General features: G+C 42.1%; 24 protein-coding genes, 1 pseudogene and 1 riboswitch. Of the genes and pseudogenes, 19 read left to right on the forward strand and 6 right to left on the reverse strand.

Annotated features, from left to right (window positions below; all coding sequences use genetic code 11):
* The 3 genes and pseudogenes from D8848_RS06375 to tig all read left to right on the forward strand — a co-directional run.
* A pseudogene (locus D8848_RS06375) lies at window positions 1–291 on the forward strand (N-acetylmuramoyl-L-alanine amidase family protein); the annotation flags it as partial.
* Between the two features lie 89 nt (window positions 292–380).
* The gene (locus D8848_RS06380; RefSeq protein WP_060627605.1) at window positions 381–1,625 is read left to right on the forward strand and encodes an N-acetylmuramoyl-L-alanine amidase family protein; all 1,245 of its coding nucleotides are present in this window, start codon (window positions 381–383) and stop codon (window positions 1,623–1,625) included.
* Between the two features lie 221 nt (window positions 1,626–1,846).
* Window positions 1,847–3,130: a trigger factor gene (gene tig / locus D8848_RS06385; RefSeq protein WP_042751668.1), complete on the forward strand. Its 1,284-nt coding sequence runs from the start codon at window positions 1,847–1,849 to the stop codon at window positions 3,128–3,130.
* A 47-nt stretch (window positions 3,131–3,177) separates the two neighbouring features.
* On the opposite strand, the gene recD2 is transcribed toward tig, so the two are convergent.
* From recD2 to rnhC, 3 genes are all read right to left on the reverse strand, one after another.
* Window positions 3,178–5,544, reverse strand: coding sequence for an SF1B family DNA helicase RecD2 (gene recD2 / locus D8848_RS06390; protein ID WP_125443515.1), 2,367 nt, complete (start codon window positions 5,542–5,544; stop codon window positions 3,178–3,180).
* 233 nt (window positions 5,545–5,777) lie between these two features.
* Complete coding sequence (gene lepB / locus D8848_RS06400; protein WP_004245100.1) at window positions 5,778–6,392, reverse strand: signal peptidase I; 615 nt, start codon at window positions 6,390–6,392, stop codon at window positions 5,778–5,780.
* A gap of 3 nt (window positions 6,393–6,395) precedes the next feature.
* Window positions 6,396–7,277: a ribonuclease HIII gene (gene rnhC, locus D8848_RS06405; protein WP_125443516.1), complete on the reverse strand. Its 882-nt coding sequence runs from the start codon at window positions 7,275–7,277 to the stop codon at window positions 6,396–6,398.
* 86 nt (window positions 7,278–7,363) lie between these two features.
* On the opposite strand from rnhC, the gene zapA reads away from it, so the two are divergent.
* The 6 genes from zapA to D8848_RS06435 all read left to right on the forward strand — a co-directional run bounded on the left by zapA (window position 7,364) and on the right by D8848_RS06435 (window position 14,005).
* Complete coding sequence (gene zapA, locus D8848_RS06410; RefSeq protein WP_125443517.1) at window positions 7,364–7,666, forward strand: cell division protein ZapA; 303 nt, start codon at window positions 7,364–7,366, stop codon at window positions 7,664–7,666.
* The gene (locus D8848_RS06415) at window positions 7,663–8,211 is read left to right on the forward strand and encodes a CvpA family protein (protein ID WP_125443518.1); all 549 of its coding nucleotides are present in this window, start codon (window positions 7,663–7,665) and stop codon (window positions 8,209–8,211) included. Before zapA ends, D8848_RS06415 begins: the two co-directional genes overlap by 4 nt.
* Before the next feature lie 103 nt (window positions 8,212–8,314).
* Entirely contained in the window at window positions 8,315–10,651 is a 2,337-nt protein-coding gene (locus D8848_RS06420) for an endonuclease MutS2 (RefSeq protein WP_125443519.1), read from the forward strand.
* Window positions 10,652–10,814: 163 nt separating this feature from the next.
* Window positions 10,815–10,903, forward strand: a riboswitch (glycine riboswitch).
* Window positions 10,904–10,993: 90 nt separating this feature from the next.
* On the forward strand, window positions 10,994–12,316 hold the full coding sequence (locus tag D8848_RS06425; RefSeq protein WP_125443520.1) for an alanine/glycine:cation symporter family protein: 1,323 nt from the start codon (window positions 10,994–10,996) through the stop codon (window positions 12,314–12,316).
* Window positions 12,317–12,448: 132 nt separating this feature from the next.
* On the forward strand, window positions 12,449–12,997 hold the full coding sequence (locus D8848_RS06430) for a carboxymuconolactone decarboxylase family protein (RefSeq protein ID WP_125443552.1): 549 nt from the start codon (window positions 12,449–12,451) through the stop codon (window positions 12,995–12,997).
* A gap of 108 nt (window positions 12,998–13,105) precedes the next feature.
* Complete coding sequence (locus D8848_RS06435) at window positions 13,106–14,005, forward strand: TDT family transporter (protein WP_125443521.1); 900 nt, start codon at window positions 13,106–13,108, stop codon at window positions 14,003–14,005.
* 24 nt (window positions 14,006–14,029) lie between these two features.
* Here the strand turns inward: D8848_RS06435 and serS are convergent, their stop codons facing one another.
* The 3 genes from serS to D8848_RS06450 all read right to left on the reverse strand — a co-directional run bounded on the left by serS (window position 14,030) and on the right by D8848_RS06450 (window position 17,256).
* On the reverse strand, window positions 14,030–15,304 hold the full coding sequence (gene serS, locus D8848_RS06440; protein WP_125443522.1) for a serine--tRNA ligase: 1,275 nt from the start codon (window positions 15,302–15,304) through the stop codon (window positions 14,030–14,032).
* Window positions 15,305–15,517: 213 nt separating this feature from the next.
* Entirely contained in the window at window positions 15,518–15,889 is a 372-nt protein-coding gene (locus D8848_RS06445) for a DUF956 family protein (protein WP_125443523.1), read from the reverse strand.
* Window positions 15,890–15,891: 2 nt separating this feature from the next.
* Window positions 15,892–17,256, reverse strand: coding sequence for an aspartate kinase (locus D8848_RS06450; RefSeq protein WP_125443524.1), 1,365 nt, complete (start codon window positions 17,254–17,256; stop codon window positions 15,892–15,894).
* A 208-nt stretch (window positions 17,257–17,464) separates the two neighbouring features.
* Here D8848_RS06450 and D8848_RS06460 point away from each other — a divergent pair, with 208 nt between their 5' ends.
* The 10 genes from D8848_RS06460 (at window position 17,465) to fabZ (ending at window position 24,978) form a co-directional block, all read left to right on the forward strand.
* Window positions 17,465–18,250 (forward strand): enoyl-CoA hydratase, encoded by a 786-nt coding sequence (locus D8848_RS06460; protein WP_084923677.1) that lies wholly within the window; start codon window positions 17,465–17,467, stop codon window positions 18,248–18,250.
* A gap of 93 nt (window positions 18,251–18,343) precedes the next feature.
* Window positions 18,344–18,778, forward strand: coding sequence for a fatty acid biosynthesis transcriptional regulator FabT (fabT, locus tag D8848_RS06465; RefSeq protein ID WP_000386355.1), 435 nt, complete (start codon window positions 18,344–18,346; stop codon window positions 18,776–18,778).
* Window positions 18,778–19,752 carry a beta-ketoacyl-ACP synthase III gene (locus D8848_RS06470; protein WP_084923679.1) on the forward strand — a complete coding sequence of 325 codons (975 nt, stop codon included), beginning with the start codon at window positions 18,778–18,780 and terminating at the stop codon, window positions 19,750–19,752. Before fabT ends, D8848_RS06470 begins: the two co-directional genes overlap by 1 nt.
* Window positions 19,753–19,810: 58 nt before the next feature.
* A complete protein-coding gene (locus D8848_RS06475; protein WP_000257838.1) occupies window positions 19,811–20,035 on the forward strand; it encodes an acyl carrier protein in 225 nt (74 codons plus the stop codon).
* Between the two features lie 116 nt (window positions 20,036–20,151).
* Window positions 20,152–21,126, forward strand: a complete 975-nt coding sequence (gene fabK, locus D8848_RS06480; protein ID WP_084923680.1) for an enoyl-[acyl-carrier-protein] reductase FabK — start codon at window positions 20,152–20,154, stop codon at window positions 21,124–21,126.
* Window positions 21,119–22,042: an ACP S-malonyltransferase gene (gene fabD / locus D8848_RS06485; protein ID WP_084923682.1), complete on the forward strand. Its 924-nt coding sequence runs from the start codon at window positions 21,119–21,121 to the stop codon at window positions 22,040–22,042. Before fabK ends, fabD begins: the two co-directional genes overlap by 8 nt.
* Before the next feature lie 40 nt (window positions 22,043–22,082).
* Window positions 22,083–22,814 (forward strand): 3-oxoacyl-[acyl-carrier-protein] reductase, encoded by a 732-nt coding sequence (gene fabG, locus D8848_RS06490; RefSeq protein WP_001176197.1) that lies wholly within the window; start codon window positions 22,083–22,085, stop codon window positions 22,812–22,814.
* A 21-nt stretch (window positions 22,815–22,835) separates the two neighbouring features.
* Window positions 22,836–24,071 carry a beta-ketoacyl-ACP synthase II gene (fabF, locus tag D8848_RS06495; RefSeq protein WP_049544789.1) on the forward strand — a complete coding sequence of 412 codons (1,236 nt, stop codon included), beginning with the start codon at window positions 22,836–22,838 and terminating at the stop codon, window positions 24,069–24,071.
* 2 nt (window positions 24,072–24,073) lie between these two features.
* Window positions 24,074–24,559 carry an acetyl-CoA carboxylase biotin carboxyl carrier protein gene (gene accB / locus D8848_RS06500; RefSeq protein WP_001052238.1) on the forward strand — a complete coding sequence of 162 codons (486 nt, stop codon included), beginning with the start codon at window positions 24,074–24,076 and terminating at the stop codon, window positions 24,557–24,559.
* A complete protein-coding gene (gene fabZ, locus D8848_RS06505; RefSeq protein WP_000565515.1) occupies window positions 24,556–24,978 on the forward strand; it encodes a 3-hydroxyacyl-ACP dehydratase FabZ in 423 nt (140 codons plus the stop codon). The genes accB and fabZ overlap by 4 nt, the downstream gene beginning before the upstream one ends.
* Window positions 24,979–24,989: the final 11 nt, after the last annotated feature.

Raw genomic sequence — 24,989 nt, forward strand, 5'->3', positions numbered from 1 at the left:
GTTATTAGTCTAGATTCATCTGGATTGACAATTAATGACAATAAACTTTATCTAAGAGGTGCCAATGATGATAATGGTAAACTTGTAACTGGATATTTTACAATGTTTATGGACGGATTATTATCTAAAGATCACCATATTTTGGGCTATGCAGATGAATCTGGTGAAATCGTGAAGATGAAAGTTTTGCCTAATGATTTCCGTGATTATATTGAAAAAGGAATTTCCGGTTTTTATGGAGAAACTGTTAGATATGACAGTTCAACAGGAAATGTTTCTGTTGTGAAATAAACTATCTGACATAGTAAAAAGAAAAAAGCGAACAGTTTTGTTTACTAGGAAGTCATGTTCATTTCACTATAGAACAGGAGGAAATAACTATGAAAAAATCTAAACTATTCACTCTTGGTTTGCTTATAGGTGCTGGTCTGCTTTTATCTATCAACCAAGCACAGGCTGCAGATACTTGGGTTAAAAATGGTGCTGACTGGAATCTTTCTCAAGATGGCAGTCTCGCTAAAAACAAATGGGTACAAAATGCTGGCTCATGGTATCATTTTGACAGCACTGGTAAAATGCAGACAGGCTGGCTCAAAGAAGGCAATACTTGGTATTCACTAGCAGATAGTGGTGCTATGCGCACAGGCTGGTACAAGGAAGGCAATACCTGGTACTCACTCGCAAATAGTGGTGCCATGCGCACTGGCTGGTATAAGGAAGGTAACACCTGGTACTCATTAGCTAATAGTGGCGCTATGCGTACTGGCTGGTACAAAGAAGGCAACACATGGTACTATCTTCATTTTAGTGGTTCTATGATGACAGGTTGGGAGTGCATAAATGGTGATTGGTATTATTTTGAACAATCAGGTGCAATGGCCTCTGATAGAGTTGTAAATTCTAGTGATGGAACAGGCTATATTCTCAGCAAGGATGGACATATGTTCACTTTACAAGATAGCCCTTATAAACATGATGATATTGTTCGTTTAGGCGATGGATATGAATATCTGATTAAAGCAAAATATGATGGGAATAAATTTACTGATGTTATAGTGGCTAAAAACACTTGGTATGTCAAACCTGAGTTCAAGAAGTTTTCCGACAAATATGGGGATCATGTTGCAAATATAACCTTAGCTTTAGTGGATAATAAAGAAAAAGGACAAGAAATTGATCCTAAAGCTGTTATTCGTAATTTCCAAAATCTGCCAGGTCGATATTACTTTGGAGCAGATGGTCGTAGAGTATTACCACTTCCAGAGATGACAACTAGATCAGAAATCAAAAAAGTTGGCAATGATCTTTATCTAGAAGACCCAGGTGTACGACTTAGACTTCCGTCTACTTACTTCACAATCAATAACAATAAACTATACTATTTAGAAAATGAACAAGGTAAGCTTAAAACAGGTTACTTTGTACTGATTGATGATGGAGCAACCACTACTCACTATCACATTCTAGCCTATGCGGATCAATCCGGTGAGATTCTTAAGATGAAACGCTTGCCATCAGGAGTTAGAGATTATCTTGACAAAGAAATCGATGGTTTCTATGGTCAAAAAATTAAGATTGAATCTCCACACTCAAACGAATATTACAAAGTGGTTGTGGTTAAATAAGAAAAACGAATCGCCTAATGAGGGATGTATGGGCGATTCGTTTTTTAACTGTAATCAGCCACTACTGAATACCTTTTATAAGATTATATTTGAATTCTAAAGAAAATTAAGAAGAAACCATACTTCCAGCAGGATTGAAAAGCGCATTCATTACTTGAAAAAAGTCGCCCATTTATGTTATAATAGACTGTATTTAAAAAATTTTAAGGAGAAATGACAGAATGTCTGTATCATTTGAAAACAAAGAAACAAACCGTGGTGTCTTGACTTTCACTATCTCTCAAGACCAAATCAAACCAGAATTGGATCGTGTCTTCAACTCAGTGAAGAAATCTCTTAATGTTCCAGGTTTCCGTAAAGGTCACCTTCCACGTCCTATCTTCGACAAAAAATTTGGTGAAGAGTCACTTTACCAAGACGTTATGAACGCTCTTTTGCCAAATGCTTATGAAGCAGCTGTAAAAGAAGCTGGTCTTGAAGTGGTTGCTCAACCAAAAATTGACGTAACTTCAATGGAAAAAGGTCAAGACTGGGTTATCACTGCTGAAGTCGTTACAAAACCTGAAGTAAAATTGGGTGACTATAAAAACCTTGAAGTATCAGTAGATGTTGAAAAAGAAGTAACTGACGCTGACGTTGAAGAGCGTATCGAACGCGAACGCAACAACTTGGCTGAATTGGTTATCAAAGAAGCTGCTGCTGAAAACGGCGACACTGTTGTCATCGACTTCGTTGGTTCTATCGATGGTGTTGAATTTGATGGCGGAAAAGGTGAAAACTTCTCACTTGGACTTGGTTCAGGTCAATTCATCCCTGGTTTCGAAGACCAATTGGTAGGTCACTCAGCTGGTGAAACTGTTGATGTTATCGTAACATTCCCAGAAGACTACCAAGCAGAAGACCTTGCAGGTAAAGAAGCTAAATTCGTGACAACTATCCACGAAGTAAAAGCTAAAGAAGTTCCAGCTCTTGACGATGAGCTTGCAAAAGACATCGATGAAGAAGTTGAAACACTTGCTGAATTGAAAGAAAAATACCGCAAGGAATTGGCTGCTGCTAAAGAAGAAGCATACAAAGATGCCGTTGAAGGTGCAGCAATTGATAAAGCTGTAGAAAATGCTGAAATCGTAGAACTTCCAGAAGAAATGATCCACGAAGAAGTTCACCGTTCAGTTAATGAATTCCTTGGAAACTTGCAACGTCAAGGTATCAACCCTGACATGTACTTCCAAATCACTGGAACTACTCAAGAAGACCTTCACAAACAATACGAGGGAGAAGCTGAGTCACGTACGAAGACTAACCTTGTTATCGAAGCAGTTGCGAAAGCTGAAGGATTTGACGCTTCAGAAGAAGAAATCCAAAAAGAAGTTGAGCAATTGGCAACAGACTACAACATGGAAGTGGCTCAAGTACAAAGCTTGCTTTCAGCTGATATGTTGAAACACGATATCACAATCAAAAAAGCTGTTGAATTGATCACAAGCACAGCAACAGTTAAATAATCTTAATAAACAAAAATCCCACCTGAATTGGTGGGTTTTCTTGTGTACTATTTTCCAAAAATCTCTTTGAGATCTGCGTCTGTAATCCCAATCATGGCTGGGATGCTATCCCAGTTTTCTTCGGTTAGGATGTAGGATTGTTCAGGGGCAGTTGATGTGGTAGTTTCAGAGACAGCTGGTTTATTATCTTCGACATTTTCCAATAGATCACTGAAGCGTTCAATCAGATAGGTTTTTCGGGCAGTTCCGATGTGCTGGGTAGCATAGTCGAAGGCCTGTAATTCACCTAGTAAGATAAGCTTGCTTTTGGCACGTGTAATGGCTGTGTAGATGAGGTTTCTCTCCAGCATACGCCTGCTAGCACTGGTGATAGGCAGGATGACAACTGGGAACTCACTTCCCTGAGATTTATGAATACTCATGGCATAGGCCAAGCGAATCTTGTACCATTCGTTACGTGGGTAAGAGACTTCGTTGCCATCAAAATCAATGACAATCTCGTCTTGTTTCGACTCGGTGTATTTACTCGGAATCAGGTCTGTGATGGCTCCTAAATCCCCATTAAAGACATTGATTTCAGCATCGTTGACCAAGTGAATGACCTTATCTCCCTTACGATAGTGGCACTGGGGAGCTTCAAAACTGAGTTGGTCTTTTTGTGGTGGGTTCAGGAGGTCTTGCATGAGCTGATTGATAGCATCAATCCCTGCAGTCCCTCGGTACATGGGAGCCAGAACCTGAATATCACGTGCAGGAATACCACTTCTGAGGGCAGCGCCTAAGATTTTCTCAATAGTAGCAGGAATATGTCCGCTAGCAATTTCAAAGTAGGAACGGTCTGCTTTTTTCTGGGTGAAATCAGCTGGCAGGATGCCCTGTCGAATCTGACTAGCCAGGGTAACGATGGTTGATTCTTCGCTTTGCCGATAAATTTTTTCCAAGCGAGTCTGAGGAATCAAAGGAATATGAAGCAGATCCGCTAGAACTTGTCCAGGACTGACAGACGGTAGCTGATCGCTGTCTCCCACGATGAGGATTTTACTGTTAGAAGAGATGTTGGAGAAGAGTTGATTGGCCAGCCAAGTATCCACCATGGAGAATTCATCCACGATGATAAAGTCAGCATCCAGATAATCTTCCAGATGACTGGTATCATCGTCACCTGTCATTCCTAAATGACGGTGTATGGTAGCGCTTGGCAAACCTGTCAATTCATTCATGCGCCGAGCGGCTCGTCCGGTTGGAGCGGCAAGAAGAATCGGCAAGTTGCTTTTTTTCCTGAGGTCAAGTCCTTCTAAAAGGGCATAAACAGCGATGATACCATTGATAACAGTTGTCTTACCAGTACCAGGTCCACCTGTTAGGATAAAAATCTTGTTCTGGATAGCGTCACAGATAGCTTGTTTTTGAATGTTATCATAGTGGATTCCCAGATCTTCTTCGACAGTAGCGATATGTTTTTGAATGGTTTCTAGATCATGGCTCTTCTGTTTTCCTTTTTCAAGGATACGAGCCAAGTGACTGCGGATGCCTTCCTCAGCGAAGAAGAGGCTGTTGTCAAAAATCTTGGTATCAATCTGCTGGACCTTGTCTTCTTCGATCAGGTAGGAGAGTTCTTGAGCTACTTGGCTGGGGTCCAGTTCCACGGGACGGGAAGACTCAAGGAGAGTAAGGGTTTGTTCTAGCAAATCCCGTGCTTCAACATAGGTGTCCCCTGTTTCCATACAGGCCTGAAAAAGACTATGAACTAGACCGGCGCGGAAGCGTTCGGGAGCCTGACTTTCGATGCCTAGTTCTTCCGCTAATTGGTCAGCAATAGTAAATCCCAAACCCTTGATATCCTCGACCAACTGGTAGGGATAATTTTCAACAACATCAAGGGTTTCTTCCTTGTAAAAATCTTGAATCTGGAAGGCTAGTTTGTTGGGAATGCCGTAGTTGGCAAGTTTGGCCAAAACCATCTCGGTTCCGTAGTTGAGACGGAGGGTGGAGACGAAAGCCTCGCGATTTTTGGCAGAGAGTCCTGCGATACCTTCTAACTTTTCTGGGTGTTGCAGAATTTCGTCAATGGTATTGTCGCCATAGGTATCCACAATTTTCTGAGCTGTCTTGAGACCAATCCCCTTGAAATGGCTACTTGAAAAGTACTTGACCAAGCCCTTGCTAGTTGGTTTTGCGCGTTCATACCGGCTGATTTGCAGTTGTTCCCCATACTTGGAGTGCTGGACAATTTGTCCCCAAAAAGTATAGTCTTCTCCCTCAATTACATCAGCCATGGTGCCCGTGACAATGATTTCAAAATCATCAAAATCTTCTGCGTCCGTATCGTCGATTTCTAGGAGAAGGATGCGATAAAAATTGCTGGGATTTTCAAAAATAATCCGTTCAATGGTTCCTGAAAAATAAACTTCCATAAGATTCCTTTGCATAAATAGGTGAGAGTTAATACTCTTCGAAAATCAAATTCAAACCACGTCAGCTTCGCCTTGCCGTACTCAAGTACAGCCTGCGGCTAGCTTCCTAGTTTGCTCTTTGATTTTCATTGAGTATAACTTTGTTTCTATCTTAATCAAACTGGATAGTGAATAATCACTTCTCACGATAGAAGAAGAGGCTGAGATTCTTGATTCTCGGCCTCTTAGGTTTCTTAAAATGTTCCGATACGGGTGATTGGCCAGAAGCGGAATTTAGCTTCCCCTGTGATATCTTTTGCTTTGAAGGTACCTACGTGGCGGCTGTCGCTAGAAACCAGGCGGTCGTCTCCGAGGAGAAGGTATTCTCCTTCTGGGACAGTAAAGCTAAAGTTGGTGTTGTAGTTGACATCAACTGTGAAGGCTTGGGCTTTTTCAGCGATACTTCTAAAGAAGGTTCCTTTATTTCCTTCAAATCCCTTACCTGAGTAGGTGCTTTGGAGTTTGTCATCCTTGAAACGTTTGATGTAGTCAGCTAGGTAAGGTTCATCTGTCTCTTTGTCATTGATGTAAAGTTTATCATTTTCGTAACGGATGGTATCGCCAGGCATTCCGATGACACGTTTGACAATGTCCTTATTTCCATCTTCCTCATGGGCAACCACGATATCAAATCGGTCAATAGGTAGGTGTTTGACAACAAAGAGGATTTCACCATCCGCTAGGGTAGGATCCATGGAATGCCCTTCTACGCGAACATTGCTCCAAAAAAAGATACGACTTAAAGCTAGTAATGACAGAATTAGGAGGAACAATCCCCACTCTTTTAAGAAATTTTTAAATGAATTCATAACTTACCTTTCTAAGCGTTTTTTCGCTTTTTCAGTATTTTTAAAGTGTAGTTTGGCGCAGAAGTTGAGTCCCTGCATTCCATAGGCCTGTAAAATCTGGCTAGCCACCTTATCAGAAGCCGTTCCAGCTCCACTTGGAAGTTGATAGCCCAGTTCTCGTCCCAGATTTTCAAGATTTTCCAGAAAGAGGTCACGCGCAATGATAGAAGAAACTGCGACAGCCAAGTATTTGCCCTCAGCCTTTTCTTCTAAGCTGATAGGCTTGCTGAAACGATTGGCCTCTTGTGCCAAGTACTTGTCATAATTTTTAGCACTGGTAAAGGCATCAATCACAATTTTCTCAGGCTGAATGCCTTTTTGAAGAAGGAGATAGATAGCCTGGTTATGGAGGGCTACCTTAACAGAAACAGCGTTGTAGCGGTCTCCGATGACCTCGTTGTACTTGCTTGGTGAGAGAAGCAGTGCCTGGTGCTGGATTTTTTCTTTGAGGATAGGGGCAATCTGACGGATCTTTTGGTCGGTCAGTGTCTTGGAATCCCCCACACCTAGTTTTCGCAAGAAGTCATGCTGGTCAGGTGTGACAAAGGAAGCCACAACTGCAAGTCCACCAAAGTAGGAACCATTTCCCACCTCATCTGTCCCAATCAAAGGGAAATTTTGTCCCCTGTTTTCCTCTACAACTTGATAGCCAAAGAAACTAGCATATTTCTCAGCTCCTTCACCCTGAAGCAAGACCTTTCCAGAAGTATAGATAGAAACGGTTGCTTGAGGCAGTTTCAAAAAATAGCGAATATAGGGGTTTTTACTGGGAGCCAGACTTGTTTGATAGTGTTCAAGAAAAGCCTGAATCTCCTTTTCGCTTGGTGTGAGTGTTATACTTGCCATAGTTTCTATTGTACCATAAAAGAAGGCAAATTTGTAAAAACTGACAAAATTAGCGAATTTTGGTATAATATCGTGAGGTGAATTTTATGGCAAATCTAAATCGATTCAAATTTACATTCGGGAAAAAATCATTAACCTTGACAACCGAGCATGATAATCTCTTTATGGAGGAAATCGCCAAGGTTGCGACAGAAAAATACCAAGCAATTAAAGAACAAATGCCTAGTGCAGATGATGAAACAATCGCTCTTTTGTTGGCAGTTAACTGTTTGTCAACTCAGCTCAGCCGTGAGATTGAATTTGACGATAAGGAGCAAGAATTAGAAGAACTCCGTCACAAGCTTGTGACTTGCAAGCAAGAACAGAGCAAGATTGAGGATCCCTTATGATTTCACTCCTTCTTCTATTGGTCTTGGCTTGGGGATTTTATATCGGCTATCGGAGAGGCCTGCTCTTACAGATTTATTACCTGATTTCAGCTATGGCATCGGCTTTTGTGGCTGGCCAGTTTTATAAGGGGCTAGGAGAGCAATTTCATTTGCTGGTCCCTTATGCAAATCCGCAGGAAGGTCAGGGAACTTTCTTTTTCCCATCGGATCAACTCTTTCAGTTGGATAAGGTCTTTTACGCAGGGATCGGCTATTTGCTTGTATTTGGGATTGTCTATAGCATCGGTCGTTTGCTTGGTCTCCTCTTACACTTGATTCCTAGTAAAAAACTGGGTGGTAAGTTGTTCCAAGTTTCAGCAGGTATTTTGTCCATGTTGGTGACCTTATTTGTCTTGCAAATGGCCTTGACTATCTTGGCAACCATTCCCATGGCAGCTATTCAAAATCCTCTTGAAAAAAGTATCGTCGCAAAACACATCATCCAGAGCATACCAGTAACAACTAGTTGGCTCAAACAAATCTGGGTGACAAATTTAATCGGATAAAAAGGGCAGGAGTTTTCCTCGCCCTTTGTTTACAGATTTGACTCGAATCTATCAGAATGTAAAAAGCTACCACACCTAGACATTCAAAGACAAGGAAATAAAGATGAATAAGAAAATATTAGAAACATTAGAGTTCAATAAGGTCAAGGCCTTGTTTGAACCCCATTTGTTGACCGAGCAGGGCTTGGAGCAATTGAGACAGCTGGTTCCTACTGCCAAAGCAGATAAAATCAAACAGGCTTTTGCTGAGATGAAGGAAATGCAGGCTCTTTTCGTCGAGCAACCACATTTTACCATTCTCGCAACCAAGGAAATTTCAGGAGTCTGCAAGCGGTTGGAGATGGGAGCAGACCTCAATATTGAGGAGTTCCTACTCTTGAAGCGCGTGCTTCTTGCTAGCCGAGAACTGCAAAGTTTTTATGCTAATCTGGAAAATGTCAGCTTGGAAGAATTAGCCCTTTGGTTTGAGAAATTACATGATTTTCCGCAATTACAAGGAAATCTCCAAGCTTTTAATGATGCAGGTTTCATTGAAAATTTTGCCAGTGAAGAATTGGCGCGCATCCGTCGAAAAATCCATGATAGCGAGAGTCAGGTCCGCGATGTTTTACAGGACCTGCTCAAGCAAAAAGCGCAGATGTTGACGGAAGGGATTGTTGCTAGCAGAAATGGACGTCAGGTTTTACCAGTCAAAAACACCTACCGCAATAAGATTGCAGGTGTCGTTCATGATATTTCTGCCAGCGGAAACACCGTCTATATCGAACCCCGTGAGGTGGTCAAACTGAGCGAAGAAATTGCCAGTTTACGAGCAGATGAGCGCTATGAAATGCTTCGCATTCTCCAAGAAATTTCTGAGCGTGTCCGCCCTCATGCGGCTGAGATTGCCAATGATGCTTGGATTGTCGGCCATCTGGACTTGATTCGTGCCAAGGTCCGCTTTATCCAAGAAAGGCAAGCAGTCGTACCTCAGCTGTCAGAAAATCAAGAGATTCAACTGCTCCATGTCTGCCATCCTTTGGTCAAAAATGCCGTTGCAAATGATGTCCATTTTGGTCAAGATTTAACAGCCATTGTCATTACAGGTCCCAATACAGGTGGGAAGACCATCATGCTTAAAACTCTGGGATTGACGCAGGTTATGGCTCAGTCTGGTTTGCCGATTTTAGCAGATAAGGGAAGTCGTGTTGGTATTTTTGAAGAAATCTTTGCCGATATTGGCGATGAGCAATCTATTGAACAGAGCTTGTCTACCTTCTCTAGCCACATGACCAATATTGTGGATATTCTTGGCAAGGTTAACCAACATTCACTTTTACTCTTGGATGAGTTGGGAGCTGGTACAGACCCTCAAGAAGGAGCTGCTCTTGCCATGGCTATTCTGGAAGACCTTCGCCTGCGTCAAGTCAAGACAATGGCGACCACCCACTATCCAGAACTCAAGGCCTATGGTATCGAGACAGCCTTTGTGCAAAATGCCAGCATGGAGTTTGATACTGCGACTCTACGCCCGACCTATCGCTTTATGCAGGGTGTGCCTGGTCGAAGCAATGCTTTTGAAATTGCTAAACGTTTAGGATTATCTGAAGTTATCGTAGGAGATGCCAGTCAGCAGGTCAATCAGGACAATGATGTCAACCGAATCATTGAACAACTGGAAGAGCAGACGCTAGAAAGTCGCAAACGCTTGGACAATATCCGTGAGGTGGAGCAAGAAAATCTCAAGATGAACCGTGCTCTCAAAAAGCTCTACAATGAGCTTAATCGTGAAAAGGAAACAGAGCTTAACAAGGCGCGTGAACAGGCTGCTGAGATTGTGGACATGGCCCTAAGTGAAAGTGACCAGATTCTCAAAAATCTCCACAGCAAATCCCAACTCAAGCCCCACGAAATCATTGAAGCCAAGGCCAAGCTGAAAAAATTAGCTCCTGAAAAAGTAGATTTGTCTAAAAATAAGGTTCTTCAAAAGGCCAAGAAAAAACGAGCTCCAAAGGTGGGAGATGATATCGTGGTTCTCAGTTATGGCCAGCGAGGTACCTTGACCAGTCAACTCAAGGACGGCCGCTGGGAAGCCCAAGTCGGCTTGATTAAGATGACTTTAGAAGAGAAAGAATTTGACCTTGTTCAAGCTCAGCAAGAAAAGCAAGTCAAGAAAAAACAAGTCAATATCGTGAAACGAACTTCTGGTCGTGGTCCACAAGCTAGACTGGACCTTCGAGGCAAACGTTATGAAGAGGCCATGAATGAGCTAGATGCCTTTATCGACCAAGCCTTGCTTAACAATATGGCACAAGTTGATATCATCCATGGTATCGGAACAGGTGTCATCCGTGAAGGTGTCACCAAATACCTACAAAGAAACAAGCATGTCAAGAGTTTCGGCTATGCCCCACAAAATGCTGGAGGCAGTGGTGCGACTATTGTCACTTTTAAAGGATAGCAGTATTTTGGACTTTATACAGTAAAAACTGTTGAATTAAGTTTTACTGATAAAAACATTGACAAAAGCCAACATTTTTTGTAAAATAAGAATCAATTAAATACCAACACCGAATGAAGTTTAATAGAAGTGGGGAATCGTTTGATTTTCCATGACTGTAAATGGACGGAACTCTGGAGAGACCGCAAAGGCACCGAAGGGGCAAGGCAGGCAACTGCTCAAACTCTCAGGTAAAAGGACAGAGCTAGGATAGACCGCTTTTTAGCATTTATCTAAGCATTCCAGAGTACATGTATCTTGCATGTGCTCTTTCTTTTGGAGTTGATAAGATAGGAGAAGGAAATGTTAGAATTGCTTAAATCAATTGATGCTTTTGCTTGGGGACCGCCCCTCTTGATTCTCTTGGTCGGAACAGGGATTTACCTAACTGCCCGTCTAGGTCTCTTGCAGGTTTTGCGTTTGCCTAAGGCCTTTCAACTCATTTTTACTAAGGACAAGGGGCATGGAGATGTATCTAGCTTTGCGGCACTATGTACAGCCCTAGCAGCGACAGTTGGTACGGGAAATATTATCGGGGTGGCGACGGCTATCAAGGTCGGTGGCCCAGGAGCCCTCTTTTGGATGTGGATGGCTGCTTTCTTTGGGATGGCTACCAAGTATGCGGAAGGACTACTAGCTATCAAATACCGCACCAAGGATGATCATGGTGCAGTGGCGGGAGGTCCGATGCACTATATCCTTCTAGGGATGGGAGAAAAGTGGCGTCCCCTTGCTATCTTCTTTGCCCTGGCAGGTGTGCTAGTAGCTTTGCTGGGAATCGGGACCTTCACCCAAGTCAACTCGATTACAGAATCTATCCAAAATACAACGACTATTTCGCCAGCCATCACAGCTCTTGTGTTGTCTGTATTTGTAGCAATTGCAGTCTTTGGTGGGCTCAAGTCCATTTCAAAGGTTTCAACAACCGTTGTTCCTTTTATGGCTATCATCTATATTTTGGGAACTCTTACAGTTATTTTCTTTAATATCGAGAAAATCCCTGCCACAATCGCTTTAATCTTGACATCAGCATTTAATCCTGTTGCTGCGGTAGGTGGATTTACCGGTGCTAGCATTCGGATGGCTATTCAAAATGGTGTAGCGCGAGGTGTTTTCTCGAACGAATCTGGTCTGGGTTCGGCTCCCATTGCAGCAGCTGCGGCTAAGACAAATGAACCAGTAGAGCAAGGCTTGATTTCCATGACAGGAACCTTTATTGATACACTCATTATCTGTACTTTGACTGGTTTGACCATCTTGGTAACTGGTGTTTGGAGTGGTGACTTGAATGGGGTTGCCTTGACTCAGTCAGCCTTCTCAACAGTCTTTTCACACTTTGGACCTGCCCTCTTAACAATCTTCCTTGTTCTCTTTGCCTTTACAACGATTCTAGGTTGGAACTATTACGGAGAACGATGTTTCGAGTTTCTCTTTGGGGTTCGCTTTATCTGGCTCTACCGTGTGGTCTTTGTACTCATGGTCTTGTTGGGAGGATTTATCGAGTTGGATATGGTTTGGATTATCGCAGATATTGTTAATGCCTTGATGGCTCTGCCAAACTTGATTGCCCTCTTAGTCTTGTCGCCGGTCGTTATTGCTGAAACTAAAAAGTATTTTAATAAGTAATGAAATCACACAGCTCGTGTGATTTTTTTGCTTTCATAAAAAATTTCTATCAGTGTAATTTAAAATATATATTATACACAGTATAGAATCTGTGATAGACTAGGTTTCAACAAAATGAAAAGAGGTTTTATGATGACAACATTTATCATCCATACAGTAGAATCAGCACCAGCAGAAGTAAAAGAAGTTCTGGAAACAGTACAAAAAGATAACAATGGCTATATTCCCAATCTGATCGGTCTCTTGGCCAATGCACCGACTGCTCTAGAAGCCTACCGAACTGTCGGAGCCATCAACCGCCGTAATAGCTTAACACCAGTAGAGCGTGAAGTGGTGCAAATCACAGCTGCCGTAACCAATGGATGTGCTTTCTGCGTCGCAGGTCACACAGCTTTTTCCATCAAACAAATCCAGATGAATGATAATCTCCTCCAAGCCCTTCGCAATCGCACTCCAATCGAGTCAGATCCAAAACTAGACACCCTAGCTAAGTTTACTTTGGCAGTTATCAATACCAAGGGTCGTGTAGGAGATGAAGCCTTGGCTGAGTTTTTAGAAGCTGGATACACTCAACAAAATGCCTTGGATGTAGTTCTCGGCGTTAGTCTTGCTAGCCTCTGCAACTATGCTAACAATCTAGCCAATACACCCATTAACCCAGAATTGCAACCTTATGCTTAATTCATATCTGAGTAAAATGAAGTCTGAAATCATCGGACTTCATTTTTTAAGTCCTCATTTAAGCGCTTTTATGCTATACTGAAACTAACATGATTATTGGAGGTTAGGATGAAAAAACTCCCCTTGGTATTTTCTGGTTGTTTGCTAGGTTTGGCAGGAGCTGGAAATCTTATTTTAGATACGTTGCCGATTCTGTCCCATCTGTTGAGTCTGACAGGTTTGATTTTGTGGACTTACTTTCTGCTTCTGCATCTGTTTAATTGGAAGGAAACCAAGCAAGAATTGACCAAGCCTCCTCTTTTATCAGGAATGGCCACCTTTCCCATGGCTGGGATGATTTTATCGACTTATGTCTTTCGCGTCTTCCCTTATCTTTCTTTGGTTGCTCAAGGACTCTGGTGGTTTTCATTTCTCTTGGATTTGTTCTTGATTGCTGGTTTCACCATTAAATTTGCCTATCCGGGGCGGAGGGTTCATGCGACTCCTAGCTGGACGGTTCTCTATGTGGGGATAGCAGTAGCAGCCTTGACCTATCCTCTTGTAGGCATCATCGAAATTGCCTATGCGACCTTGAGTTTTGGTTTTCTCTTGACCTTCTATCTTTACCCGCTTATTTATAGCGATTTAAAGAAACATCCACTCCCACTAGCCATGCTTGGACAAGAAGGGATTTACTGTGCTCCCTTCTCTCTACTCTTGGCTTCCCTGGTTCGGGTTGGAGGAGCTAGCCTACCGACTTGGCTCTTAATCGTTATGATTTTATCTTCCCAATCCTTCTTTTTCTTTGTTTTGACTCGCCTACCCAATATTTTAAAACAAGGTTTTCAACCGGCCTTCTCAGCCCTCACTTTCCCAACCATTATCACAGCTACCTCGCTCAAGATGGCTCAGGGAATCTTGAAACTTCTATTTTTGGATTATCTGGTACTGGCTGAAACTGCCATTTGCTTAATTATTTTATTATTTGTATTGGGAGCTTATCTGATTTGGTTACGGAAAAAGGTCTAGCTAGAAATAGCTAAACCTTATTTTTTATGGTTTGATAACTTCAGCTCCACCCATGTATGGACGAAGTGCTTCTGGGATGGTCACAGAACCATCTTCATTTTGGTAGTTTTCAAGAATAGCAGCCACTGTACGTCCAACTGCAAGTCCAGAACCGTTCAAGGTATGGAGCAATTTCACCTTGCCATCTGCTTCATCACGGTAACGGATTTGGGCACGACGGGCTTGGAAATCTTCTGTGTTTGAACAGCTTGAGATTTCACGGTAGGTATTTTGTGCTGGAATCCAAACTTCCAAGTCGTAAGTTTTCGCAGCTGAGAAGCCCATATCTCCTGTAGAGAGAGCAACGACACGGTATGGAAGGTTAAGTTTTTGAAGGATATTTTCAGCGTTGGCTGTCATTTTTTCCAATTCTTCGTAAGATTCTTCTGGTTTGGCAAATTTAACCATTTCAACCTTGTGGAATTGGTGCAAACGAATCAAGCCACGAGTATCACGACCAGCTGAACCAGCCTCAGAACGGAATGAAGGACTCATAGCAGTGAAGTAGATTGGCAGGTCTTTGCCGTCTAGGATTTCATCACGGTAGTAGTTTGTTAGAGGAACCTCAGCTGTAGGAATAAGGACATAATTGCTGTCGCTCAATTCAAAAGTATCTTCCTTGAATTTTGGATATTGACCAGTTCCAAACATAGAATCGTGGTTAACTATGTAAGGCGTGATGACTTCAGTGTAGCCTTCTTTTCCGTGTTCATCTAGCATAAAGTTGTAGATAGCACGTTCTAGGCGAGCTCCAAGACCTTTATAGAAGAGGAAACGAGCCCCAGTCACTTTACCACCTCGTTCCCAGTCAAGAATATCAAGGTCTTCACCAAGGTCCCAGTGAGCTTTTGGCTCGAAATCAAACTCTCGTGGAGTACCCCAACGGCGAACTTCCACATTGTCATCTTCGTCAGCCCCAACCGGAACGCTATCAGCTGGAATATTTGGAAGAGTAGTGGTAAATTCTGTCAATTTAGCATCGATGTCTGCCAATTCAGCATCCAAAGCTTTGACCTCAGCAGATAGAGTTTGCATGGCAGCAATCTTGTCATCTGCATTTTCCTTGTTGCGCTTAGCTTGGGCAATCTCAGCTGAAACTGTGTTACGTTCAGCCTTGAGAGTTTCAACCTTGACTAAAATATCACGACGTTTAGCATCGATTTCTTTCATCTCATTCAAGACAGCAGCATCTACACCACGTGTAGCCAATTTTTCTGCGACAGCATCAAAGTCTGTACGAATACGTTTGATATCTAACATAAGAACTCCTTTATGAAAAAAGCACACCTGACAAAGCGTTGGAGTGGCAGGGCCACGGTTCCATCCAACTTCACAGGTGTGCACTTGATTGTGTATGTAATTGTTACTAACGGTAGAATTTCACCTATCCCTCCTATCTGCTCGCAGCACCCGCAGACTTTCTGAAAGAAGAAGATAACCTACTTATCCGTTGCTATGATTATACTAAAGTTTCTACTTTTTTGCAAATAGATTTTTAAATTTTTGACTAATTGTCTGAATCAGGGTAGGAAGTTTGACGACCTTGTCATTGCCCAGTTTTTCGCGTGCAATTTTGAGAATGACACCTGAGTCTTTTGAAGCAAAGAGGAATTTTCCTTGATCAGTAAAGACTTCGAAGTGGCGACTGATTTTGCGACCAGTAACATTAGCTCCAATCTGGTTGATATGGCTCCAAGGAATCTGGATAAATTGTTCAACATTGACATCTGGATAAAATTCCAGAGCCTGATCCCCGACCAAGAATTTTCCCACTTTCCCAGCTATAGAGATGTAGGAGGTGCCTGTGGTATTGAGGAGCACTGTTTTGTTAAGAGATTGAGCCATGATTAGTCTTCCTTGCTTTCACCGAAAAAGGCATTGTAGAGGGCTTTGATAGCTGCTTTTTCTTGGTCTTTATGGACAACAAACATGATAGAAACCTCACTAGAACCTTGAGACATCATCTGGATGTTAATTTTATTTTCAGATAAAGCGCGTGTCGCAGTAGCAGTTACTCCGATATGGCTCTTCATCTTTTCTCCAACAATCATAATGATTGAAAGGTCGTGTTCGATTTCTGCATGATCTACTTCAGCTTTTTGCACCAACTGACGAAGGATTTCTTCTTCCTTGATAGGAGTTAGTTCGCGAGAACGGAGGATAATTGAAAGATCGTCGATACCTGTTGGCATATGTTCCCAACCGATATTAAGATCTTCAAGGATTTGCAGAACCTTGCGTCCAAATCCAACCTCACGGTTCATGAGGTATTTAGACATGTTGATGCTGACAAAGCCTGAGTCACCAGCAATTCCCACAACTGGAAATTCATCACTACTGTGTTTTAGAACGATACGGGTACCTGGGTGGTCAGGGTTGTTGGTATTCTTGATAACGAGAGGGATTTTTCCACGGTAGGCAGGAAGAAGGGCTTCATCATGAAGGACTGAGAATCCTGCATAGGCCAATTCACGCATTTCACGGTAGGTCAACTCTGGGATAGAGTGTGGTTGGTGGATAATACCAGGGTGGGCTGCAAAGATACCATCAACATCCGTAAAGTTTTCATAGAGGTCAGCTTTGACACCTGCAGCAATGATAGAACCAGTGATATCAGAGCCTCCACGTGAGAAGGTACAGATTTGATTTTCCTTAGTAACACCAAAGAAACCAGGAATGACAAGGACTTCATTTGCGTTTGTCAATTCCTCAATCTTGTCATAACTTGATGGAATGATGCGAGCGTGGCCAGGCTCACTTGTGACCACAATACCAGCTTCTCTAGGGTGTACATAGCGTGCATCGATACCATTTTGATTAAAGTAGGCAGCAATCAATTTAGCATTGTTATTTTCACCGGCTGCTAGGAAAGTATCATAGAGAAATTCATTTTCTTCGATAGGAAGAGTGGCTAAGGCACGAATACTTTTAGAGATTTTTTCTAAAACAGCAGGTTTTAGTCCTAGTTCACTAACCATAGCAGCATAGCGGTCGATAATCCAGTTTTGGCTCTTGCTAATATCGTTACCAGCAACATAGTTGCGGTAGTATTTAATCAAGGCATCCGTAACCTTAGTATCTTCAGCATTGCGTTTCCCAGGTGCAGAAACAACTACAAAACGGCGCTCAGAATCGCTTTTTACGATGTTTAAAACTTTTTCTAATTGACCAGCAGAGGCAAGTGAGCTACCTCCAAATTTAACAACTTTCATAAGAACTCCTAAAGTAAGTATTTTATACGATTATAGCAGAAAGAAAGGCTTTTTTCAATGAAGAAAATAAGATGCTTTTTAGGATAAAGCGAGCCTTTCCAATCGGCTGAGACACTTTCTGTTGATTTTTTCTTGCTTTCTGATTTCAAAAAAGATATACTTTGAAAATAAAATAATTTAAATTGCCTATAAAATAAAAGGAGTCCTGATGGAACATATTATTTATCAGCTTGAAGAGGATTTGGCGATTCTTACCTTAAATCGTCCTGAGGTCGCAAATGGTTTTCATATTCCTATGTGTGAGGAGATTTTGGAAGCTCTGACTCTGGCAGAGAAGGATCCAGCTGTGCATTTTATCTTAATTAATGCCAATGGGAAAGTATTCTCCGTTGGAGGAGATTTAGTAGAGATGAAGCGGGCAGTAGATGAGGATGATGTTCCATCATTAACGAAAATCGCAGAATTGGTCAATACAATTTCTTATAAAATCAAGCAAATTGCTAAACCTGTCTTGATGGAGGTTGATGGGGCTGTTGCAGGTGCTGCAGCGAATATGGCTGTTGCTGCAGATTTCTGTCTGGCAACGGATAAGGCTAAATTTATCCAAGCCTTTGTTGGAGTTGGTTTGGCTCCAGATGCAGGTGGGATTCATCTCTTGAGTCGTAGTATTGGTGTGACGCGTGCTGCTCAATTAGCCATGACAGGAGAAGCTTTGTCCGCAGAAAAAGCTCTGGAGTGGGGGCTTGTTTACCGCGTCTGTGAAGCTGATAAACTTGAAAAGACGAGAGAACAGCTTCTTAAAAAATTGAGACGCGGGTCAGCTAATTCTTATGCTGCCATTAAGAAGTTGGTGTGGGAGAGCCAATTTAAAGATTGGCAAGATTATGCTACTTTAGAACTGAACCTACAGGAATCCTTAGCTCAAACAGAGGATTTCAAAGAGGGAGTTCGGGCTCATTCGGAAAGAAGAAGACCTAAATTTACAGGAAAATAAAAAAATACTTGCACCATTCTTTGAACTTTGATATAATTCTTTTGTCAAATGTTTTGATTCTAAAAGTTTTTTTGAAAAGGAGGGAAGGAAAGATTGGACTACCAACGAATTAATGAATATTTAACGTCTATATTTAACAATGTCCTCGTTATTGAGGAAGTTAGCTTGAGGGGTAGTCGTTTCAAGGATATCTCCATCAAAGAAATGCATACGATTGATGTGATTGGAAAAGTTCCAGATGTGACACCAAGTCAAGTGTCAAAAGAGTTGATGGTGACTCTTGGGACAGTTACGACTAGTTTGAATAATCTCGAACGCAAGGGTTACATTGAACGCATTCGTTCAGAACATGATCGACGTGTGGTACATCTGCATTTGACAAAGAAAGGTCGCTTGGTTCATAGGCTACATAAACGCTTCCACAAGGCCATGGTTGAAAAAATCATTGATGGTATGAGTAAGCAAGAAATTGAGGTTATGAGCAAAGGTTTGACCAATCTTTATCAATTTTTGGAGGATTTGAGATAATGGCTTTTGCAAAAATAAGCCAGGTTGCTCATTATGTGCCAGAGCAAGTGGTTACAAATCATGATTTGGCTCAGATTATGGATACCAATGATGAGTGGATTTCAAGTCGGACGGGAATACGACAAAGGCATATTTCAAGAACAGAATCTACTAGTGATTTGGCTACAGAAGTTGCCAAGAAACTGATGGCAAAAGCTGGAATCACAGGAGGGGAGTTGGATTTTATCATCCTAGCTACCATTACTCCAGATTCGATGATGCCCTCTACAGCTGCTCGTGTTCAAGCTAATATTGGTGCTAATAAGGCCTTTGCTTTTGACCTAACAGCTGCTTGTAGTGGATTTGTATTTGCTCTTTCAACTGCTGAAAAGTTTATCGCTTCTGGTCGCTTTCAAAAAGGCTTGGTGATTGGTAGTGAAACCCTCTCTAAAGCAGTCGATTGGTCAGACCGATCAACAGCTGTTTTGTTTGGAGATGGTGCTGGTGGTGTCTTGTTAGAAGCTAGCGAGCAAGAGCATTTCTTGGCAGAGAGTCTCAATAGTGATGGGAGTCGTAGCGAGTGTCTAACTTATGGACATTCAGGCTTGCATTCTCCGTTTTCAGATCAAGAAAGTGCAGATTCATTTTTGAAGATGGATGGACGCGCAGTCTTTGATTTTGCTATTCGGGATGTAGCCAAGTCTATCAAGCAGACTATTGAAGAATCTCCTGTAGAGGCGACAGACTTGGATTATCTGCTACTTCATCAGGCTAATGACCGTATTTTGGATAAGATGGCTAGGAAAATCGGTGTCGACCGAGACAAACTTCCAGCCAATATGATGGAATATGGCAATACCAGTGCAGCCAGTATCCCGATTTTACTTTCAGAGTGTGTAGAACAAGATCTCATCCGTTTAGATGGTAGCCAGACTGTTCTGCTATCAGGCTTCGGTGGAGGCTTGACCTGGGGCACACTCATTCTTACAATTTAGGTAATCATGTGGTGAACACATTGTTATAAAAAACTATTTATTTTAAAGGAGTCCTATTATGGCAGTATTTGAAAAAGTACAAGAAATTATCGTTGAAGAACTTGGAAAAGACGCATCAGAAGTAACACTTGAATCAACTTTTGATGACTTGGACGCAGATTCATTGGACTTGTTCCAAGTAATCTCAGAAATTGAAGATGCTTTTGATATCCAAATCGAAGCAGAAGATGACTTGAAAACAGTTGGTGACTTGGTTGCCTACGTTGAAGAGCAAACAAAATAAGCAGAATATAAATAGAAGGAGTAGGGAAACCCGCTCCCTCTTGTTTAGGCAATAGTTTGATTTTCAAATTATGACGATATCGAACTATTACGTAAGCAAGAAACGATGGAGGCACTATGAAAACGCGTATTACAGAATTATTGAACATTGATTATCCTATCTTTCAAGGAGGAATGGCTTGGGTTGCTGATGGTGATTTGGCAGGAGCTGTTTCCAAGGCTGGAGGACTAGGGATTATCGGTGGGGGGAATGCCCCTAAAGAAGTTGTCAAGGCAAATATTGATAAAATCAAATCATTGACTGATAAACCCTTTGGTGTCAACATTATGCTCTTGTCTCCCTTTGTGGAAGATATTGTAGACCTCGTTATCGAGGAAGGGGTTAAGGTTGTTACAACAGGCGCAGGAAATCCAAGCAAGTACATGGAACGCTTCCATGCTGCTGGTATCACGGTTATTCCAGTTGTGCCTAGTGTTGCTTTAGCTAAACGCATGGAAAAAATCGGTGCGGACGCTGTTATTGCAGAAGGAATGGAGGCCGGGGGGCATATCGGTAAATTAACAACTATGACCTTGGTGCGTCAGGTTGCTGCTGCTGTATCTGTTCCTGTTATTGCTGCAGGAGGGATTGCGGATGGTGAAGGTGCTGCGGCTGGCTTTATGCTAGGTGCAGAGGCTGTTCAGGTTGGAACTCGTTTTGTCGTTGCAAAAGAGTCTAATGCCCATCCAAATTATAAGGCGAAAATTTTAAAAGCTCGAGATATTGATACTACGATTTCAGCTCAACACTTTGGACATGCTGTTCGTGCGATTAAAAATCAGTTGACTCGTGATTTTGAACAAGCTGAAAAAGATGCCTTTAAACAAGAAAATCCAGATTTGGAAATCTTTGAACAAATGGGAGCAGGTGCTCTAGCCAAAGCTGTTGTTCACGGAGATGTGGATGGAGGCTCTGTCATGGCAGGTCAAATTGCAGGCCTTGTTTCCAAAGAAGAAACCGTTGAAGAAATCCTAAAAGATTTGTATTACGGAGCAGCTAAGAAAATTCAAGAAGAAGCCTCTCGTTGGGCAGGAGTTGTAAGAAATGACTAAAACAGCCTTTTTATTTGCTGGTCAAGGTGCCCAGTATCTAGGTATGGGACGGGAACTCTATAATCAGTATCCGATTGTCAAAGAAACGATTGATCAAGCGAGTCAGGTACTCGGTTATGATTTGCGTTATCTTATTGATACAGAAGAAGAAAAACTCAATCAGACCCGCTATACGCAACCAGCTATTTTAGCAACTTCAGTTGCTATCTACCGTTTATTGCAAGAAAAGGGCTATCAGCCTGATATGGTTGCTGGTTTGTCCCTTGGAGAATATTCTGCCTTGGTGGCCAGTGGTGCCTTAGATTTTGAAGATGCGGTAGCCTTGGTAGCTAAGCGTGGAGCCTATATGGAAGAAGCGGCCCCTGCTGGTTCTGGCAAGATGGTAGCAGTTCTCAATACGCCAGTAGAGGTTATTGAAGAAGTCTGTCGAAAAGCTTCTGAACTTGGAGTAGTTACCCCAGCCAACTATAATACACCTGCACAAATTGTGATTGGTGGAGAAGTGACTGCAGTTGACCGAGCTGTTGAACTCTTGCAGGAAGCAGGAGCTAAACGCTTGATTCCTCTCAAGGTTTCAGGACCTTTTCATACCGCTCTCCTTGAGCCTGCTAGCCAGAAACTAGCTGAAACTCTAGCTCAGGTAAGTTTTTCAGATTTTACTTGTCCCCTAGTCGGCAATACAGAAGCTACGGTCATGAAAAAAGAAGACATTGCTCAACTTTTGACGCGTCAGATCAAGGAACCAGTTCGTTTCTATGAAAGTATTGCGGTTATGCAAGAAGCAGGCGTAACCAACTTTATCGAGATTGGCCCGGGGAAAGTCTTGTCAGGCTTTGTCAAAAAAATTGATAAGACCGCTAAACTAGCCAATGTTGAAGATCAGGCTAGTTTGGAAACTTTGCTAGAAAACAAGTAATCCCTTCTCCCATAAATACAAGAGGAAACAGGAGAAAAGAATGCAACTAAAAAATAAAAATATCTTTATTACAGGTTCGAGTCGTGGAATTGGTCTTGCCATCGCCCACAAGTTTGCTCAAGCAGGAGCCAATATTGTTTTAAACAGTCGTGGGGCAATCTCAGAAGAATTGCTCGCTGAGTTTTCAAACTATGGTGTCAAGGTGGTTCCTATATCAGGAGACGTGTCAGATTTTGCAGACGCTAAGCGTATGGTTGATCAAGCTATTGCAGAGCTGGGTTCAGTAGATGTTTTGGTCAATAATGCAGGGATTACCCAAGATACCCTTATGCTCAAGATGACAGAGGCGGATTTTGAAAAAGTGCTCAAGGTTAACTTGACTGGTGCCTTTAACATGACACAATCAGTCTTGAAACCGATGATGAAAGCCAGAGAAGGTGCTATCATTAATATGTCTAGTGTTGTTGGTTTGATGGGAAATATCGGTCAAGCTAACTATGCAGCTTCTAAGGCTGGTTTGATTGGTTTTACCAAGTCTGTGGCTCGTGAAGTGGCCAATCGCAATATCAGGGTTAACGCTATTGCACCTGGAATGATTGAGTCCGATATGACAGCTGTTCTATCAGACAAGGTAAAAGATGCTATGCTGGCTCAAATTCCTATGAAAGAATTTGGACAAGCGGAGCAGGTTGCAGATTTGACAGTATTTTTAGCAGGCCAAGATTATCTAACTGGTCAAGTGGTTGCCATTGATGGTGGCTTAAGTATGTAGCAGAAGCTAGAGGTGAAAAAGATGAAACTAAATCGCGTAGTAGTAACAGGTTATGGAGTAACATCTCCAATCGGAAATACACCAGAAGAATTTTGGAATAGTTTGACAACTGGAAAAATCGGAATTGGTCAAATTACGAAATTTGATCATAGCGACTTTGATGTTCATAATGCAGCAGAAATCCAAGATTTTCCTTTTGATAAATACTTTGTAAAGAAAGATACCAATCGTTTTGATAACTATTCTTTATATGCCTTGTATGCGGCTCAAGAAGCTGTCAATCATGCCAATTTAGATGTAGAGGCTCTTGATAAAGATCGTTTTGGTGTTATTGTGGCCTCTGGTATTGGTGGAATCAAGGAAATTGAAGATCAAGTGCTTCGCCTAAATGACAAAGGACCAAAACGTTTGAAACCATTGACCCTTCCAAAAGCCTTGCCAAATATGGCTTCAGGAAATGTTGCTATGCGTTTTGGAGCAAACGGTGTTTGTAAATCTATCAATACTGCCTGCGCTTCATCAAATGACGCGATTGGTGATGCCTTCCGTTCAATTAAGTTTGGCTTCCAAGATGTCATGTTGGTAGGTGGGTCAGAAGCTTCTATTACACCTTTTGCTATTGCTGGTTTCCAAGCCCTAACTGCTCTCTCAACTACAGAGGACCCAACTCGTGCTTCCATTCCATTTGATAAGGACCGTAATGGTTTTGTCATGGGTGAAGGTTCTGGGATGTTAGTTCTTGAAAGCCTTGAACACGCTGAAAAACGTGGGGCTACTATCCTTGCTGAAGTGGTTGGTTACGGAAATACTTGTGATGCCTACCATATGACTTCTCCTCATCCAGAAGGTCAAGGAGCTATCAAAGCCATCAAACTAGCCTTGGAGGAAGCTGAGATTTCTCCAGAGCAAGTAGCCTATGTCAATGCTCACGGAACGTCAACTCCTGCTAATGAAAAAGGAGAAAGTGGTGCCATCGTAGCTGTTCTTGGTAAGGAAGTGCCTGTATCATCAACCAAATCATTCACAGGACATTTGCTGGGTGCTGCAGGTGCAGTAGAAGCTATCGTAACAATCGAGGCTATGCGTCATAACTTTGTACCAATGACAGCTGGAACAAGTGAAGTATCAGATTATATCGAAGCCAATGTCGTTTATGGACAAGGCTTGGAGCAAGAAATTCCATACGCTATTTCAAATACTTTTGGTTTTGGTGGCCACAATGCAGTTCTTGCTTTCAAACGTTGGGAGAATAAATAACTATGAATTTAAACGATATTAAAGACTTGATGGCTCAATTTGACCAATCAAGTTTGAGAGAATTTTCTTATAGAAATGGGACGGATGAGTTACAGTTTAGCAAGAATGAAGCTAGACTTGTGCCTGAAGTTGCACCTCAGGTCGCTCCTGCGCCTGCTGTAGCAACACCAAGTCCAGTAGCTTCAACATCTGCTCCAGTAGAAACTGTAGTGGAAGAAGTTCCTGCTTCAGTTGAAGCAAGTGTAGCTGCTGAGGGAGATGTTGTAGAGAGCCCACTTGTTGGGGTGGCTTACTTGGCTGCTGGACCTGATAAACCTGCCTTCGTTTCAGTTGGTGATAGTGTCAAAAAAGGTCAAACATTGGTGATCATCGAAGCTATGAAAGTCATGAATGAAATCCCAGCTCCTAAGGATGGTGTGGTAACGGAAATTCTCGTTTCTAACGAAGAAATGGTTGAGTTTGGTAAAGGATTGGTACGTATCAAATGATCGATATTCAAGGAATCAAAGAAGCCCTTCCCCACCGTTATCCTATGCTCCTAGTAGACCGTGTATTGGAAGTGAGCGAGGACACCATTGTTGCCATCAAAAATGTGACTATCAATGAGCCCTTCTTTAACGGTCATTTTCCTCAATACCCTGTCATGCCAGGTGTTCTGATTATGGAAGCCTTGGCGCAAACAGCTGGTGTCTTGGAGTTATCAAAACCTGAAAATAAAGGTAAACTAGTCTTTTACGCTGGTATGGACAAGGTTAAGTTCAAGAAGCAAGTTGTACCAGGTGACCAATTGGTTATGACAGCGACTTTTGTCAAACGTCGTGGCACCATTGCCGTGGTTGAAGCAAAGGCTGAAGTGGATGGCAAGCTTGCAGCTAGTGGTACTCTTACCTTTGCAATAGGGAACTAAGGAGGTTCTCC

Origin of the sequence: Streptococcus mitis (genome assembly GCF_003942775.1) — a bacterium.
Taxonomy (GTDB): Bacteria; Bacillota; Bacilli; order Lactobacillales; family Streptococcaceae; genus Streptococcus; species Streptococcus mitis_CN.